Origin of the sequence: Rhizobium sp. BK529 (assembly GCF_014194105.1) — a bacterium.
GTDB lineage: Bacteria > Pseudomonadota > Alphaproteobacteria > Rhizobiales > Rhizobiaceae > Rhizobium.
Map to the genome: position 1 here is coordinate 334,415 of NZ_JACIAU010000006.1, position 16,216 is coordinate 350,630.

Annotated in this window: 19 protein-coding genes; 10 read left to right on the forward strand and 9 right to left on the reverse strand. The window is 59.3% G+C overall.

Annotated features, from left to right (window positions below; translation table 11 throughout):
• Positions 1 to 20 precede the first annotated feature (20 nt).
• Positions 21 to 767 (reverse strand): YebC/PmpR family DNA-binding transcriptional regulator, encoded by a 747-nt coding sequence (locus FHX08_RS29105; RefSeq protein ID WP_132656927.1) that lies wholly within the window; start codon positions 765 to 767, stop codon positions 21 to 23.
• Positions 768 to 941: 174 nt separating this feature from the next.
• Here FHX08_RS29105 and FHX08_RS29110 point away from each other — a divergent pair, with 174 nt between their 5' ends.
• Entirely contained in the window at positions 942 to 1,445 is a 504-nt protein-coding gene (locus FHX08_RS29110) for a pyridoxamine 5'-phosphate oxidase family protein (RefSeq protein WP_184328106.1), read from the forward strand.
• Positions 1,446 to 1,471: 26 nt separating this feature from the next.
• Here the strand turns inward: FHX08_RS29110 and FHX08_RS29115 are convergent, their stop codons facing one another.
• From FHX08_RS29115 to FHX08_RS29130, 4 genes are all read right to left on the reverse strand, one after another.
• The gene (locus FHX08_RS29115; protein ID WP_132656925.1) at positions 1,472 to 2,317 is read right to left on the reverse strand and encodes an MBL fold metallo-hydrolase; all 846 of its coding nucleotides are present in this window, start codon (positions 2,315 to 2,317) and stop codon (positions 1,472 to 1,474) included.
• 85 nt (positions 2,318 to 2,402) lie between these two features.
• The gene (locus FHX08_RS29120) at positions 2,403 to 3,227 is read right to left on the reverse strand and encodes a TIGR00282 family metallophosphoesterase (protein WP_132656924.1); all 825 of its coding nucleotides are present in this window, start codon (positions 3,225 to 3,227) and stop codon (positions 2,403 to 2,405) included.
• A gap of 3 nt (positions 3,228 to 3,230) precedes the next feature.
• On the reverse strand, positions 3,231 to 3,818 hold the full coding sequence (locus FHX08_RS29125) for a 5-formyltetrahydrofolate cyclo-ligase (protein ID WP_132656923.1): 588 nt from the start codon (positions 3,816 to 3,818) through the stop codon (positions 3,231 to 3,233).
• Between the two features lie 67 nt (positions 3,819 to 3,885).
• Positions 3,886 to 4,347 carry a MarR family winged helix-turn-helix transcriptional regulator gene (locus tag FHX08_RS29130; protein ID WP_132656922.1) on the reverse strand — a complete coding sequence of 154 codons (462 nt, stop codon included), beginning with the start codon at positions 4,345 to 4,347 and terminating at the stop codon, positions 3,886 to 3,888.
• A gap of 58 nt (positions 4,348 to 4,405) precedes the next feature.
• Here FHX08_RS29130 and FHX08_RS29135 point away from each other — a divergent pair, with 58 nt between their 5' ends.
• The gene (locus tag FHX08_RS29135) at positions 4,406 to 5,473 is read left to right on the forward strand and encodes an FUSC family protein (protein WP_132656921.1); all 1,068 of its coding nucleotides are present in this window, start codon (positions 4,406 to 4,408) and stop codon (positions 5,471 to 5,473) included.
• Here the strand turns inward: FHX08_RS29135 and FHX08_RS29140 are convergent.
• The 4 genes from FHX08_RS29140 to FHX08_RS29155 all read right to left on the reverse strand — a co-directional run bounded on the left by FHX08_RS29140 (position 5,470) and on the right by FHX08_RS29155 (position 9,313).
• A complete protein-coding gene (locus tag FHX08_RS29140; RefSeq protein ID WP_132656920.1) occupies positions 5,470 to 6,252 on the reverse strand; it encodes a hypothetical protein in 783 nt (260 codons plus the stop codon). The two genes, FHX08_RS29135 and FHX08_RS29140, sit on opposite strands and share 4 nt — an antisense overlap.
• A 40-nt stretch (positions 6,253 to 6,292) precedes the next feature.
• Positions 6,293 to 7,207 carry an NAD-dependent epimerase/dehydratase family protein gene (locus FHX08_RS29145; RefSeq protein WP_132656919.1) on the reverse strand — a complete coding sequence of 305 codons (915 nt, stop codon included), beginning with the start codon at positions 7,205 to 7,207 and terminating at the stop codon, positions 6,293 to 6,295.
• Positions 7,204 to 8,025, reverse strand: coding sequence for a glycosyltransferase (locus FHX08_RS29150; RefSeq protein WP_184328107.1), 822 nt, complete (start codon positions 8,023 to 8,025; stop codon positions 7,204 to 7,206). Before FHX08_RS29150 ends, FHX08_RS29145 begins: the two co-directional genes overlap by 4 nt.
• Before the next feature lie 67 nt (positions 8,026 to 8,092).
• Entirely contained in the window at positions 8,093 to 9,313 is a 1,221-nt protein-coding gene (locus FHX08_RS29155; protein WP_132656917.1) for an NAD-dependent epimerase/dehydratase family protein, read from the reverse strand.
• 119 nt (positions 9,314 to 9,432) lie between these two features.
• Here FHX08_RS29155 and ybgC point away from each other — a divergent pair, with 119 nt between their 5' ends.
• From ybgC to ybgF, 8 genes are all read left to right on the forward strand, one after another.
• Positions 9,433 to 9,882, forward strand: coding sequence for a tol-pal system-associated acyl-CoA thioesterase (gene ybgC / locus FHX08_RS29160; RefSeq protein WP_132656916.1), 450 nt, complete (start codon positions 9,433 to 9,435; stop codon positions 9,880 to 9,882).
• A gap of 399 nt (positions 9,883 to 10,281) precedes the next feature.
• Complete coding sequence (gene tolQ, locus FHX08_RS29165) at positions 10,282 to 11,001, forward strand: protein TolQ (RefSeq protein WP_029868707.1); 720 nt, start codon at positions 10,282 to 10,284, stop codon at positions 10,999 to 11,001.
• Positions 11,002 to 11,018: 17 nt separating this feature from the next.
• Positions 11,019 to 11,474 carry a protein TolR gene (gene tolR, locus FHX08_RS29170; protein ID WP_007827059.1) on the forward strand — a complete coding sequence of 152 codons (456 nt, stop codon included), beginning with the start codon at positions 11,019 to 11,021 and terminating at the stop codon, positions 11,472 to 11,474.
• An 8-nt stretch (positions 11,475 to 11,482) separates the two neighbouring features.
• Entirely contained in the window at positions 11,483 to 12,619 is a 1,137-nt protein-coding gene (locus FHX08_RS29175; RefSeq protein ID WP_132656915.1) for a hypothetical protein, read from the forward strand.
• On the forward strand, positions 12,620 to 13,033 hold the full coding sequence (locus FHX08_RS29180; protein WP_132656914.1) for a hypothetical protein: 414 nt from the start codon (positions 12,620 to 12,622) through the stop codon (positions 13,031 to 13,033).
• Positions 13,034 to 13,053: 20 nt separating this feature from the next.
• Positions 13,054 to 14,364, forward strand: coding sequence for a Tol-Pal system beta propeller repeat protein TolB (gene tolB, locus FHX08_RS29185; RefSeq protein WP_132656913.1), 1,311 nt, complete (start codon positions 13,054 to 13,056; stop codon positions 14,362 to 14,364).
• A gap of 158 nt (positions 14,365 to 14,522) precedes the next feature.
• On the forward strand, positions 14,523 to 15,053 hold the full coding sequence (pal, locus tag FHX08_RS29190) for a peptidoglycan-associated lipoprotein Pal (protein WP_132656912.1): 531 nt from the start codon (positions 14,523 to 14,525) through the stop codon (positions 15,051 to 15,053).
• 156 nt (positions 15,054 to 15,209) lie between these two features.
• A complete protein-coding gene (ybgF, locus tag FHX08_RS29195; RefSeq protein ID WP_132656911.1) occupies positions 15,210 to 16,214 on the forward strand; it encodes a tol-pal system protein YbgF in 1,005 nt (334 codons plus the stop codon).
• The last annotated feature ends 2 nt before the right edge of the window (positions 16,215 to 16,216 follow it).

The following is a 16,216-nucleotide window of genomic DNA, read 5'->3' on the forward strand; positions in this document are numbered from 1 at the left end:
CGCTTCCATATCCTGATGGCTTAAGCCGAAAGCTTGGCCAGAACTTCTTCGGAGACTTCGAAGTTCGAGTAGACGTTCTGAACGTCGTCATCGTCTTCGAGCGAGTCGATGAGCTTTAGAAGCGACTGGGCTCTTTCTTCGTCGACGGGGACATTGTTCTGCGCGCGCCAGACAGCCTTTACGGTCTCAGCTTCGCCGAGGGAAGCTTCGAGAGCTTTGGCGACTTCGCCGAGCGATTCGAAGGCGGTCGTGATGTAATGGCCTTCCTCGTCGGTCTCGACGTCATCTGCGCCGGCTTCGATCGCGGCTTCCATGATCTTGTCGGCATCGCCGGCAGACAGCTTGTAGGTGATTTCGCCGACATGATCGAATGAGAAGGAAACCGAGCCGGTTTCACCGAGGGCGCCACCAGCCTTTGTGAACATCGAGCGGACGTTGGAGGCCGTGCGGTTGCGGTTGTCGGTCAGGGCTTCAACGATGATCGCCGTGCCGCCCGGGCCGTAGCCTTCATAGCGAACTTCGTCGTAGTTCTCGGTGTCGGCGCCGGATGCCTTCTTGATGGCGCGGTCGATATTGTCCTTCGGCATCGACTGGGCCTTGGCGTTCTGGATCGCCAAGCGCAGGCGGGCGTTCATCGAGGGATCAGGCAGACCTGCCTTGGCGGCAACGGTGATTTCGCGCGCGAGTTTGGAGAACATTTTCGACCGCACGGAATCCTGCCGGCCCTTGCGGTGCATGATGTTTTTAAACTGTGAATGGCCAGCCATGGCACCCCTGTTCACGTCTCATTGTTCGGAATGGGCCGCCTTATAAGATCGGAAAGGGCGATATTCAAGGAAAAAGCAGCCATTCGGCCCTGCCCCCATAGCTTGGCAGGCGGCGGAACAAAGCCTGAGAGGCGACGTTTTCAACCGGATAACACCTGCAGGAAAGGAACGGCAATGGCAAGCTTCAGCGAAGCCCGCGAACAACCAGCACGCCAGCTCTGGGACCAGATCAACGACATTCATGCCGGCATGCTCGGCCTTGCTGCTGTCGACATGCATATGCAGCCAATGGCTCCGAATGTCGATCCGACCACCAACACGATCTGGTTCTATACAAAGACGGATGCCGAACTCGTGCAGATGATCAAGCCCGGCAGCCGCGCGCATTTTTGCGTTATTGGCAAGAACCATGATTATCATGCCTGCCTGTCCGGAGTTATCGAGGTGCGTCCGGATCCCTTGAAGATCGAGGAGTATTGGAACTCCATCGTGGCCGCTTGGTACGAAGGCGGCAAGAAGGATCCGAAGCTGACGATGCTTGCCATGCATGTCGATGACGCCGATATATGGGTCTCGACCGGCAGCACGCTGAAATTCGGCTGGGAGATCGCCAAAGCCAATTTCGACGAGGAGAAGATGGCCGACGTCGGCATCAAGCGGCACCTGCAATTTGCATGAGCCAAAGGCCCGGCACAGTCCGGGCTTTACTGTACGTCCTTCATCACATAAATCAGGGGCTTTTTCGGCAATGTGCGCAGCGAAACGGTGATGCTGTTGTCAGGCGCATAATTGACGTCGAAGCCGTTGCCAAACATCGAGATGAAAGCGTTGACCGGCGGACCGCGGCGATGCATTGGCAAGATTAGCGACGAGCGCAGTCGTTTGATGACCCGGCTCATGCTATCTGCGCCCATCGTGAGGCCGCCGTCGACCGGCACCATGACCACGTCGAGCCTGCCGATTTCTGTATAATGCGTATCGGTCAGCTCGTAATGCAGATGGCCAAGATGGCCGATGCAGAGGCCGGCGATTTCAAAGATGAAAATGGAATTGCCGTCCAGCTGCGATCCACCGAGCCCGTAGCTGAAGCGGATATCCGTCGTGACATTGCGGATATAGGCGTCGCCGACGACGAGGTTGATTTTAGCCTTTTCACCGGGGACGTCGCTCCAGCCGTGCAGCACATGTTTGATATCTGGATCCGGTGTCAATGTATAGTGCGTCGGATGCGCCTTGTTCATCGTGACGACATCGGGCGTCACTGCCGGCTTGTACCAGCCGTTATAATCGGTGGCGATAACGATGCCGCCGGGTGTGTCGATCTCGAAAGTTGAATGGCCGAGATAGGTTAGTCTGACATCCTCGTCCTCGGAGACTGCCGGTATCACCGGCGCGATCCCTGAGAAGCTCGCAAAGGTCGCCTCGGGAATATTTTGCGCGATGGCCTGGCACTGGCTCACAGGCCGTCGCTCCTCCTGGGCTTGGGCAGAAATCGCTGCGGTGAAGACCCCAAGGCATGCGATAGCGAGGACAAGATGATGCGGCTTCATGCCACCCCTCCGGCGCTTTCACGACGCCGTGAGGATGCGGCAAGCCGTCGCAGCGGTCCAGCCGAAGCACGCTCACAATTGCGTGTTAGCGCCAGAACTCCGGGATCGTCTCGGCAAGTCTCGGACCGAGACGCAAGGGCGCAATCTTTGCCGCCAGACCCGTCGCATCGGAGATCTCCACGCCGACGCCGCAGATCGTGGCAGGGCCTGTCGCCGCCTCCATGCGGCCCTTCGGCATCTTGGAGATGAAGCGATTGAGCGGCTCTTCCTTGTCCATGCCGAGGGATGAATCGTAATCGCCGCACATGCCGGCATCCGACATATACGCGGTGCCACCATTCAGGATCTGCGCATCGGCAGTCGGCACATGGGTGTGGGTGCCGACGACGAAGCTGGCGCGGCCGTCGACAAAATGACCGAAGCACTGCTTCTCGCTCGTCGCTTCCGCGTGGAAATCGAAGATGATTGCATCGGCCTGCTCCTTCAGCGGACAGGCGTCAAGGATCGTTTCGGCAGCCTTGAAGGGATCATCAAGCTCCGGATGCATGAAGACGCGGCCCATGATGTTGGCAACAAGCACGCGCGCGCCATTGCGGGCATAAAAAAGGCCGGAGCCGCGGCCCGGTGTCCCTTGCGGATAGTTTGCCGGACGCAGGAACTGATCGTGGCGGCCGGCGAAGGCGACGGCATCCTTCTGATCCCAGACGTGGTTCCCCGTCGTTACGACATCGGCGCCGGCATTGATCGTCTCCAGAAAAATGTCTTCCGTGATGCCGAAGCCGCCGGCGGCATTCTCGCCGTTGACGATCACGAAGTCGAGCTTCAGGTCGGAAACCAGGCCGGGCAGGCGGTCCCATACCGCCGTGCGTCCCGTCTTGCCGACCATGTCACCCAGAAATAGCAGTCGCATTCCCTATCCAATCCGTGAGGTAAAATGGCGCAGGCCGCTTTCCGTCAGGATGGCATCCAGGCTTATGTCATGCGGCTCAGCGGGTACCTCTGCCACTTCCTGGCAGTCGAATGCAATGCCGATCAGCTTCGGAGACAGGCCTTTTTGCCGGAGACGGTGAATTGCGCGGTCGTAATAGCCGGCGCCATAGCCGATGCGATGTCCGCGGGAATCGAACGCGGATAGCGGAACGAGCATGATATCAGGATCGAGCGCAGGCGCGTCCTCGGTGGGGCCGACAGTCCCAAAGCCGGTGCTGATAAGGGCTGCACCGTGGACAAGTTCCCGAAAGACGATGGTTTGCTTGTCGATAATTGCGGGCACACAGAGGCGGGCTCCGCGTCCTCGCCACCGTGCCATCAGCGGCCGCAGGTCGGCCTCAGAGCGGATGGGTAGAAAGCCGGAAACGATGGTGTCGGGCTCGAAGGCAATCGCATCGCCGGCGTGGGCGGCCATGTCGAGGCTTTTGGCGGCGCGCAATTCGGCCGGGATGGCGTCGCGAAGCGCCAGACGATGGGCGCGCAACTGGGCCTTTAATTCCTTCGGTGTCATTTAAGCTTCCATATTGTTATCCGGCAAAGATAGCCGCTCTCCCGAAACAGCAACAGGCAAAAAGGACCTATTTTTCGCCTGTTTGCGTCTCATTCTCAGGATTTGCATAGGCAAGCTTGAGCATGATTTCCGACGCTTCCAACAGGGTTTTACGTTCTTCTGGGGTCAGGCTGTCGTCCATCGCCTTTTCCAGCCATGCACGGCGGGCGCCGATGTCGTCCGACAACACTCTGCGGCCATGCGGCGTAATCGAGAGTTCTATCTCGCGGCGGTCGGCTTCGCTGCGCGTTCGGTCGATCAGCCCGTCGCGCTCGAGGGCGGCGATGATGCGGGTTACTGATTGCGGCTGCAGATGCTCTTCGAGAGCAAGCCGCCAGGCTGGCATCGGTCCCAGGCGATGAAGGGTAGCGAGGATCGCGATGGTCGACAGGCTGTGCGGACCTTCGGGCCGCGCGGCACGCAGCCGGCGGCCAAGCAGCAGGACGGAACGCAGGATGAGTGTCGCAGGTGCGTCGCTGCTACTGGACATATAGTACGCACTGCGTATTATTTCTCTCAAACCCGATCACGAACCAGAGAGACGGTTGATGGAAAAGACACTCAATCACGTTGCCGGAGCCTTTCGCTGGTCGACTGAAAAGGAAGTGACGGCGATCGAAATTGCCGTCTCAGCGCTTGCCATGGCCGTTCCGGCGTTGCTTGCGGCGAGGGGCCACCATACGGGGCTCGGCCTAATCGGCGGCATGGCAATGAGCGGAACGGTATCGCATGGCCGACTAAGGGCGCAAGCGGCAAGCGGAGGGGCCGCCTTACTGGTGCTGATGCTGGCGGCTGGACTTGCCTGCGGGTTCGCACAGCTGGGCAGTGCGGGGCAGATCGGCCTATTGCTGATCGCTGGGCTCGCCGGCGTTATCGGCGGCTTCGATCGGGCGATGGTCGCGGCCTCGATGCGGTTTGTCTTCTATCTTGTCATGGTCGGCGGCATCGTCTCGACTACCACGGCAGATCCGCTGCTCATCTTTGCCGTTGTCGTCGGCGGCGCGCTTTTCGCTGTCGTTCTTCACATGCTGATGGCCGGTGTCGTCGAATATATCCGCGGTCACGCGGCAGAAGAGGCCGAGGAGGAGCGCAAGCCGACGGCGAAACAGAAGTTCAACCGGCTGCGGCGCTCGCTGATGGAGGCGGCTGGTTGGCAATATCCCGCCCGGCTGGTCTCCTGCCTCGGCGCCGTATCGGTCATTCACCTGTTCTTTCCCGATCATGACGTTCACTGGGCAGCACTGGCGCTTGTGCTGCTGATCGAGCGGAGGCCCGAACGTTTGCCGCTCAAGACCACGCAAAGGGTGATTGGCGTGCTCTTCGGCGTCCTGTGCGCGGGAGTGCTATCGTTCCTCGCCCTGCCGGCCTGGGCCGATGTGCTCAGTGTCGCCTTGCTAGGTGGCGCTAGGCCTTTCCTGCGGGCCAGGAATTATCTTGCCTATTCGATCGTCATGACACCGCTGATGATGATGGCCATGGGAAGTGCCGATCATTCCCTGCCGGCTTCAGCGCTGCTGGACAGGCTGTTTGCAACTGTCTTTGCTGCCTGCCTGGTGCTGCTCGTCAACCAGGCGACGATCTACTTCCTGCCGCAAGCGGCAGCGCCCAAGGCCTAGACGACGATGCTCGAAGGGATTGTCGCTGTCGGTACTGTTGCCGACAGACTGGTCACGGCCGATTGGGCAGCACCGATTGCACCTTCGGCGGCAGCATCGCGGTTTTTCTCGCGCAGATCACGCATGGCTTTTTCGAGGACCTGCTTCAACTCACGGACGATGGATTTGAATTCTTCCATCGTCTTGCGGTCATCGGTGGAAATCGTGGACGATTTCAGGCCATCTTCCACGATCTCCTGATAGGCTCTGCGTGCGTGAGCCGCACCATCCGTTTGCGCAGCATTCGTGCTGTCTTGTGTTTCTCCCGTCCTCGTTTCGGTATCCTGCGTTGTCTCGGCGGAGGCCGTCGCATCGCTTGCGACAGCATCGGCCGTCGCAATCTCGGCGGCATCGGTCGTCGCGGCGGCCGAAGCGGTAGAGGAAGCTGACGTGGCTGCGCCGGAAGAGCCGCCGGTGGCAACGGCCGAGGCAAATTCGGAAGCCGCAGCGCCGACCTTGCGAGCAAGCTCGGCGGCAAGACGGGCGATCACCTCCGGTGGGAAGCCGGCCGTCTTCAGCGCCTGCAGTTCCTGCTTGGCATCTTCAAGCTTGCGCTGGGCGCGGCTCTTCGCATCGTCAGCGGAGCTTGCGAGCGAGTTGCGCACCTGCTCCAGTGCAAGCGATTGTCGCTGGATCTTCAACACGCCGGTATCAGGCTCTTCGCCGGTGGACGAAACGCCGGATTGTGCCGGCATGGCGCCGCGCAGAATGGAGGACGCCGAAACGGTTGCGAGCTGCATAGAATACTTCCCGGTTACATTTGGAGCGCACTCTGCCCGATCAGGCTTGCGTGGAACTTGGCCATGTTGTCGATTTTGCCTTGGCCAAATGCTGCATCGTCTGCTCGAAAAGAGGCCTGCCGCCGGGAGTCCAGCCGAGCGCTGCGATCTTGTGCGTGTTCATGGAGCAAAGGTCCGTCTTGTCCGCTGCTTCGGGCAACGGGAAGGGACAGTCGACGTGTTGCCGGATCGGAGAGAGTATATCTCTCGTATCGACGGCGATATCCGAGACATTGAAGACCTCGCCGGAGATCCGGGTCGTTTCGGTTTCGAGCATCAGTCGCACGGCACGGCCGAGATCGCGGCCATGCACTTCGGTTCCGGCGCGCGGGGAAACAGGCTGTCCGCTAAGATAGTCGTCGATCAACCCGTCCCATTTGTTCGGTGCGTGATCGCCATAAACGCCTGTTGCCCTCAGGCTCGCTCCCGTAAAGCCGGGACCGGAAAGATGTGCAAGAGCTCGCTCCGCATCGAGCTTGACCTGTCCGTAGAGCGTTTCCGGCATGGATGACGTCGTTTCGAAAAGTTCGGTCCCCGGCGCATGCCCGCCATAAGCGGCGCGGCTGGAGATGAAGATGCAACGGCGGGTGCCAGCGCGCTTAGCCTCGTCGAAAAGCTTGACGGTGCCATCGAGGTTCAGTCGCCGAAAGGCTTTGGGATCATCGCCCTCGCCGCCACGATATTTTCCAGCGACATGGCTGAAGGCTGCGTGCACAAAGAAATAGGCATCATCGAAAGCGCCGATATCGTTCTCATTCGGGTCGAGCGAAAGCGGGGCGAAATCGACCGGGCGGGAGAAGAAACGGGGAAGGGGCGCATGCCGCGCACCGACGATCACATGGTATCCGGCGGAAAGCAGTTCTTCGACGATATAACGTCCGACAAGACCCGTTCCGCCTGATACCAGTACTTTCATACGACCTCCGGATTGGCCAGAGATGCAATCTCCGGCACATAACTCCCAGTATGAAAATCATGCCAAAAATCGATCAAGGGTTGTAGTCTCGTTGCCTTCGGATGATCTTTTTCCCACGGTTTTTCATACTGATAATGCAGGATCGAAATGCTCTTCCAGTCCCAGAGGGCGGGCATAGTGAACCACACATATTGCAGCATGTTGAAATATACCGGCAGGCCGTGCCAGTCGGGAAAGAATGTTTCGAGGAAGGTCTGGTCAGTGCGCCGCCAGAAGATGTCGAACCGATCCAGGAGTTCGAGCATCCGCCGAAAGGTCTCTTCCGAAGGGCGGGCGACAAAGACCCCGGAATTCATGCGGTGGAAGTCGGCAAGGCTCTCGTAGACGTTCGGCGCCGCGGAGAATTCCGGGTAGGCGAAGAGCTTGTCGATATTCTTCAGGACGATCGCATCGGCATCGATGAAAACGCAGCGCTCATATTCGACGAGCTGCCAGAGGCGGAGCTTGCAGAAATTGTCGAGCGGTGAATGAAAGGCCGGCTTGCGGCCTTTCATAAAGGGGGCGGCCGAGTGGAGATTTCCGCGGGCATGGCGTTCGTTGAAAGCGTCCGACAATGGCAGATGTTCGACTTCGATCAGACGGCAACCGTTAGCCTTCAGCGGTGCCAGGGCGGTAGCGTCGACACCGCCGGTATGGAGCACCACGATGGCGGCTTGGGTGCCGGTGCGGCGCAGGGAGTTCACTAGCGCGGTTGCGCCCATGGCGTAATCGGCATTCGTGACGAGTGTGACGTAGGCGAAGTGCGGCGCAGGGATCATGGACAGCGGGCGCTCCCGCAAGCACCCTCAACTCCCCGCGGCCGGCGGTTCAAGATAAAAGCGGTGATCATGATACCGACTTCAGCCGTTTGCCTTCCGGATCATGATTGATCGTCGCAGCGATATCCTTTGTCCAGGCTGACACGGCCGGGACGCGGGAGCGATCGACGCGGTAGGCAAATTTTTTGGCAACTTCGACGATTTCATCGAGCAGCCCTGCCTGCAGGGTAATCGGATTGAGGCCGAGACCGAGGAACTTGTCGTTCTTGACGACCAGGTCGTTTTCGGCAGCTTCCTTGCGCGGGTTGGGTAGCCAGGCAATTTCGGAGCCGCTCATCCTGGCGATCATTTCGGCGAGATCGCGCACGCGATGGGTTTCCGTCATCTGGTTGAAGATCTCGACCCGCGAGCCGGCGGCGGGTGGGTTCATCAGTGCCAGCTCGATGCAACGGACCGAATCCTGGATATGGATGAAGGCGCGTGTCTGGCCACCGGTGCCATGCACGGTCAGCGGATAGCCGATGGCCGCCTGAATCAGGAAGCGATTCAGCACCGTGCCATAGTCGCCATCATAGTCGAAACGATTGATGAGCTGCGGATGGCGGCGCGTCTGTTCAGTATGCGTGCCCCAGACGATGCCCTGATGTAGATCGGTAATTCTGAGGCCATCGTTCTTGGCATAGAATTGGAAAAGCAGCTGATCCAGGCACTTGGTCATGTGGTAGATCGAGCCGGGATTGGACGGGTAGAGGATTTCCTGGGAGACGGTCTCGCCGCCCATCGTCTCGATGCCGACGGGCAGATAACCTTCCGGGATCGCGGCACCAACCGTCGAATAGCCGTAGACGCCCATGGTGCCCAAGTGGATCAGATGGGCGTCGAGCTGCAGCTCGACCAGCGCGTTCAAGAGATTATGCGTGGCGCTGACATTGTTGTTGACCGTGTAGTTCTTGTGGCGGTCGCTCTTCATCGAATAGGGGGCGGCGCGCTGCTCGGCAAAATGGATGATCGCATTCGGCCGATTTTCTGCGAGCCACTTTTTCAGGAGCTCGTAGTCGCGGGCGAGATCGATGAGATTGAAGTGGATCCGTCGGCCGGTTTCCGCGTGCCAGATGCGGGTACGCTCCTGAATGGAATCCATCGGCGTCAGAGACTGGACTCCGAGTTCGGTGTCGATCCAGCGGCGGGAGAGATTGTCGAGGATGTGGACGTCATGCCCGGCATCGGAGAGATGTAGCGAAGTTGGCCAACCGATGAATCCGTCTCCGCCCATCACCGCAATCTTCATGCCACTGGCTCCTCATGGGTTGCTTCCTATCGGGAATAATTAGGAAATATGACAATTGTTCAATGCTTGCCTGTCGAGAAGCGTTGCGTCAAAGAGGGCCGGAAAGTTTGGAGAAAATTATGGCGGAACATCGTTTTTCTATTTCCGGCGAACTTACGGAAGCGGGCCATCGACTCGTGCAGCGGGTCTATTATGAGGATACGGATTTCTCCGGTCTGGTCTATCATGCACGCTACCTGCATTTCCTGGAACGCGGACGTACCGACTATCTGCGCTGCCTCGGCGTGGAGCAGCGCGAACTCGTCAATGCCGATGAGGAAGGGCTCATCTTCGTCGTCCATCGCATGGAGATCGATTTCAAGAGCCCGGCCCGCATGGACGATATCCTGACCGTTGAGACCCACACGGAAAAGGCGGGCGGCGCCAAGATGGTGCTCAACCAGGAAATCCGCCGCCATGATGCGCTGCTGATATCAGCCAAAGTGATCATTGCCGTCATCAATGCCAAGGGCCGGCCGCGCCGATTGCCGGAGGCGCTGGCTAGGCAGATGCTCATTCCCGAGACATGAAAAGGCTGATGAAGGGCTGCGATTTGCTGCGTTGAACCCGCCCGTCGAGTGCTTGTAAAAACTTGAATTGTATGTGAAGGAATTTCCGCGCTGCAAGATGAGCGCTGTGTTCAGCAACCGGACAATGCTCCGGTCAAGTCAATCCAGGAAAAATCTCCCGCGACATCTGCCTATCATAGTCTGGCACTAACGATCTATTAACCATAATGGTGTCTTACTTGCGGAGTCGGAGTTTGTGCGACGCACGCCTTCCTTTGACCAAATTTGACGGCAAGAAGGCGGAAGAAGAGCTTGGAAGCTTGACCAGGGCTTTGGGCGGCGGCCGCCAGACATTCTTGCGTGATCACTTTGTGCCGCCCGGTCAAGCGCCGGGCGTTTGGATTCGGGGATTTTGGATCTATGGAACAAGTAGGATTGGCAGCAGCCACGACCGACGTCAGCCTCTGGTCGCTATTCATGCAGGCCGGCATCGTCGTTAAGCTGGTCATGCTCGGCCTTATCGCGGCTTCGGTATGGACCTGGGCCATCGTCATCGACAAATATCTGGCATACGGTCGCGCCCGTCGCCAGTTCGACAAGTTCGAGCAGGTCTTTTGGTCGGGCCAGTCGCTGGAAGAACTCTACAGGACACTCTCCGAGCGCAACAATACCGGCCTTGCGGCGATCTTCGTCGCGGCGATGCGCGAATGGAAGAAGTCCTTCGAGCGCGGTGCGCGTTCGCCGATCGGTCTGCAGATGCGTATCGACCGGGCAATGGACGTGACGCTCGCCCGTGAATCCGAATATCTCTCCGCCCGTCTCGGATCGCTCGCGACGATCGGTTCTGCCGGTCCGTTCATCGGCCTCTTCGGTACGGTCGTCGGTATCATGACCTCGTTCCAGGCGATCGCCGGTTCGAAATCCACCAACCTTGCGGTCGTGGCGCCTGGTATCGCGGAAGCGCTTCTCGCAACCGCCATTGGCCTCGTCGCCGCTATTCCGGCGGTTATCGCCTACAACAAATTCTCCGCCGACGCCGGCAAGCTCTCGGGTCGCATGGAAGGCTTTGCGGATGAATTCTCCGCCATCCTTTCGCGCCAGATCGATGAAAAGCTGCAGCCGCGCCAAGCTGCGCAGTAACGAACGGAGCGACGACCATGGGTATGGCTGTAGGCGGCAATAGCGGAGGGGGCGGTGGACGCCGCCGCCGCGGTGGCCGCAACAAGGGAGTTATCTCCGAAATCAACGTGACGCCGCTCGTCGACGTCATGCTCGTGCTGCTCATCATCTTCATGGTTGCCGCACCGATGATGACCGTCGGCGTTCCGATCGATCTGCCGGAAACACAGGCCAAGGCTCTGAATTCCGAGACACAGCCGATCACGATTTCGGTCAAGAACAGCGGCGAAGTCTATCTGCAGGAAACGCCGATCCCGGCTGAAGAAATTGCTGCCAAGCTCGAGGCAATCGCGACCACCGGTTACAATGAACGCATCTTCGTGCGGGGCGACGCAACGGCGCCCTATGGCGTGATCGCCGATGTGATGGCCCGCATCCAGGGTGCCGGCTTTAAGAATATCGGCCTCGTGACGCAGCAGAAGAAGGACCAGTAACGCTCAAGATGAAGGCCAGCGTCGTCACATCTGCGGTTCTGCACGGGCTGGTGCTTACCTGGGCGCTGGTGTCGCTGAGCGCTCCCGAATCCTTCAAAGTGGAGGATTTCGAGGCGATGCCGGTCGATCTCGTGCCGGTAGAATCCATCACGCAGATGCAGCAGGGCGACAAGAAGGCTCCGAAGAAGGAGACTTCTGCGCCCGTGCCCACGACGCGGCCGCCGATCCCGCAGCCGGCCGAAAATGCCGGCGACAACAATGTCGACCTGAAGACGCCGCCGGTTCCGAACGCCAAGCCGAGCAACAGCGAGGCCGCTGCCGCCAATTCAAGCGATAAACCTCAGCCGCAGATCGATCCGAAGCCGAACGACGTTAAGGAAGTCAACAAGGAAGAGACTGAGGTCGAGCAGCCGAAGGAGGTTGCCTCCATTCCGCCACCGAAGCCTGTCGAAGTGACGCCGCCGAAGCCGGAGGAAAAGCCGCCCGAAGAGCAGGCGAAGCCCGCTGAACCGCCGAAGCCAGACGCCGAGGCGTTGCCGGATAAAGTGCCGACGCCAGTGGTCAAGCCGCAGGTAAAGCCACCGGAACAGAAGCCGGTTGAGAAGCCGCCGGAGAAGCCTCAGGATCAACCAAAGGCTGCTGAAAAGCCGACCGACAAGAAGAAGGACGATAAGAAGCAGGAAGTGGCGAAATCCGCCTCGTCTATGAAGAGCGACTTCAATGCGGATGAAATTTCTGCGCTGCTCAACAAAACCGATCCGTCTGCTGGCGGTGCCAAACGTTCAACGCAGGAAGCGTCTCTGGGCGCAAAGAAGGCCACGAATGGTGCTTCGAAGCTGTCGCTGAGCGAAATGGATGCGTTGAAGAGTGCGATTGCCGGCAATTGGTCGGTCATCCCCGGCATGGAGGGCATGGCCGATGTGCGCATCAAAGTGCACATGAAGCTCGATCAGGACGGCAACATCATTGGCGAGCCGGAAGTCGAAGCAACCGGTGGCGACAATGATTCCACCCGCCGGGCTCTGGCCGGCGGTGCCTATCGCGCCATCATGAAATCAGCGCCTTTCTCAAGTCTGCCGAAAGACAAATATGACGCCTGGAACGAAGTCGTCGTCAACTTTGATCCGAGCGATCTGGGAATCTAGATGCTGACGGACCTCTCGCACGGCACCAAGTCCCTTGCAGCCGCCATCGTGCTTAGCGCGCTGCTAAGCCGCGCCAATGAGACATCGGCGCAGTCAGTCGGGCTAACGACGTCTGACGCGTCAGCGGAGGCGATACGTCAGGCCATAACGGCCTATTTCAATGTTCCCGCAGGTTTGCTGAAGGGTGGCAAGGTTTTGATCACCATTCACCTGAAGCTTAGCAGGACTGGCGCGATCAAGGGATCGCCGCTTGTGACGGCTTCGGGCGGCGATGAGGCTGTGCGACAAGGTCTGTCGGCTGCGGCTCTCCGTGCGGTGCAGCGTGCATCGCCATTCACCACGCTTCCGAAAGACAAATACGAATCCTGGAAAGAAGTCGTCCTGCGCTTCGAACCCGGCGATCCGACTCCATAGATGCTGAAAGGCTGTTTGGTATGACAAAGTGTTCCTTCTTCCGCGCCATTATGGTCGCAGCCGGTTTGATGACCGCCGCCGCCTTCGCGACGCCGGCCAACGCACTGGTCGAGATCAACATCAACAAGGGTAATGTTCAACCGCTGCCGATCGCGGTGACGGACTTCCTGCAGGGCAACATGGGTGCGCAGGTTTCGCAGGTTATCGCAGCCGACCTGCAACGGTCAGGGCTGTTTGCGCCGATTAATAAAACAGCCTTCATCGAGAAGATCTCCAATCCGGACGCCGCGCCGCGCTTCGAGGACTGGAAGGTCATCAACGCCCAGGCGCTGGTCACCGGCCGCGTCACGCAGGAAGCGGATGGCCGCCTTCGCGCCGAGTTCCGTCTCTGGGATACCTTTGCTGGCCAGCAGATGACCGGACAGCAGTTCTATACGCAGCCCGAGAACTGGCGCCGCGTCGCCCACATCATCGCCGACGCGATCTACAAGCAGATTACCGGTGAAGAGGGTTATTTCGACACCCGGGTCGTCTTCGTTTCCGAATCCGGTACCAAACAGCAGCGCAAGCGCCAGCTGGCCATCATGGACCAGGATGGTTTCAACGTGCGCATGTTAACTGATGGCAGCGACCTCGTTCTGACGCCGCGTTTCTCGCCGAACCGGCAGGAAGTAACCTACATGTCCTTCGCCAATCAGCAGCCGCGCGTCTACCTGCTGCAGCTCGAAACCGGGCAGCGCGAAGTCGTGGGCAACTTTCCGGGCATGACGTTCTCGCCGCGTTTCTCTCCTGATGGCCAGAAGGTCATCATGAGCCTGCAGCAGGAAGGCAATTCCAACATCTACACGATGGATCTGCGCTCGCGTACGACGACCCGCCTGACCTCCACGGCGGCAATCGACACCTCGCCGTCCTATTCGCCTGACGGCAACCGCATTGCCTTTGAAAGTGACCGCGGCGGACAGTCGCAGATCTATGTCATGAATGCCGATGGTTCGGGCCAGACGCGTATCTCTTTCGGCGATGGCCGTTACTCCACGCCGGTCTGGTCGCCGCGCGGCGATCTGATTGCCTTCACCAAGCAGTCGGGCGGCAAGTTCTCGATCGGCGTCATGAAGCCGGACGGCTCGGGCGAACGCATTTTGACGACCGGTTTCCACAACGAAGGCCCGACCTGGGCGCCGAATGGCCGCGTCATCATGTTCTTCCGTCAGGCAGCTGGTGCGGGCGGCCCGCAGCTCTATTCGATCGATCTGACGGGCTATAACGAACAGGCCATCAAGACGCCCGCCTATGGTTCGGACCCGGCCTGGTCGCCGCTTCTTGAGTAGTGGAGGAGCGGAAATTCGCCTTCATGTCGCCGCAAAGTCCTGAAAATGGGCGATGCAGGGACAAATCAACGAATCGTTAACCATAATCTTTGATGGCCGGTTAACCGAGTGCGGTTACTGTCCGGCAACCCTGATTGAAGTCGCAAGGAGACCCGGCCATGAGCCGAATTCACACCCCGGCAATGAGCCGTATGCAGAATTTTGCCCGCAACCCCGTCATGATCGCGCTTGTCGCCGGCCTAGCTCTCGCGAGCTGCGCCAACAAGAAGAACATGCCGAACAGCGCCGGCGACATCGGCCTCGGTGCCGGTGCAGCAACGCCGGGCTCCGCCCAGGACTTCACGGTCAATGTCGGCGACCGCATCTTCTTCGACACCGACTCGACCTCGATCCGCGCCGACGCCGCTCAGACGCTCGACCGTCAGGCTCAGTGGCTCGGCCGTTACCCGAACTATCAGATCACCATCGAAGGCCATGCCGACGAGCGCGGTACGCGCGAATACAATCTGGCTCTCGGCGCGCGTCGCGCTGCAGCTACCAAGGATTACCTCGCTTCGCGCGGCGTTCCGGCTCAGCGCATGAAGACGATCTCCTACGGCAAGGAACGCCCGGTCGCCGTCTGTGACGATATTTCCTGCTGGTCACAGAACCGTCGTGCCGTCACCGTTCTCGGCGGCGCAGGCACGTAATCTTCGGCAAAAGGCGGAATTTGACGAGGCGGCCCTGCGGGCCGCCTTTCTTTTTGACCACACTTTGGCCAGACTCCGTTGCTTTTTGACAGCAATTGGAAAAATCTCCTGTCGTGCCATCGGGGCGCGAAGAATCACTGGGACAGGACGATACAAATGAAGAAACTAGTCGTGGCAGGCATGCTGTGCCTTGCGGCCGTGACCGGGAGCGAGCGAGCGGCTTATTCCGCTTCGTTCTTCGGCTTGCACATTGGCGGCCAATCCGCGCAACGGCAGAGCCAGCCAGCAGCGCCTGTTGTTAACGTGCAGAGCAGCGGCGCGGAAATCCGCATCCAGCAGATGGAAGACCAGATGCGGCAGTTGAACGGCCGTATCGAGGAAATGAGCTATCAGCTGCTCCAGATGCAGGAGACGATTCGCAAACAGCAGGAAGACAACGAATTCCGCTTCCAGCAGCTCGAAAAGACGGGCGGAGGAGCAGGTGGCGGCAGCGGTGCTGCCAAGACGCCGGTAAAGAAGAGCGAAGCCGATATCGCTCCGCCGGCATCAGGTGGTGGCGACGATATTGCCAAAGTTATTCAAGCCCCGCAGGGAGCCGAAACGGCTCCCTCCACGGACGTGCCGGCCAATAGCGGCCTCGGCCAGCCGCCGCGCGAACTGGGCTCCATGGATTTTGACCAGAACGGTAATCCCGTTGGCAATACCATGAACAAGAATGCGACAGTTGGCTCTGCGCCGCTGCCGGATGCGACGGCACCACAGCAGACCGCCTCGCTCGGCAGTGAGGCCGATCAGTACAAGGCCGCTTATGGTCATGTGCTTTCCGGCGACTATGGTACAGCTGAGAAGGAATTCACCCAGTATATCTCCCGTTACCCGAACAGCACCCGTTCGGCGGACGCCAATTTCTGGCTCGGAGAGGCTCTTTATTCACAGGGCAAGTTCAACGAAGCGGCCAAGACCTTCCTGAACGCCCACCAGAAATACGGCACGTCTGAGAAGGCGCCCGAGATGCTGCTGAAGCTCGGCATGTCGCTTGCCGCACTCGACAATACCGATACTGCCTGCGCCACCCTGCGCGAAGTCAGCAAGCGCTATCCGAAGGCTTCCCGTGCCGTGATAAACAAGGTTGCGAGCGAGCAGAAGCGTCTCGCCTGCTAAGG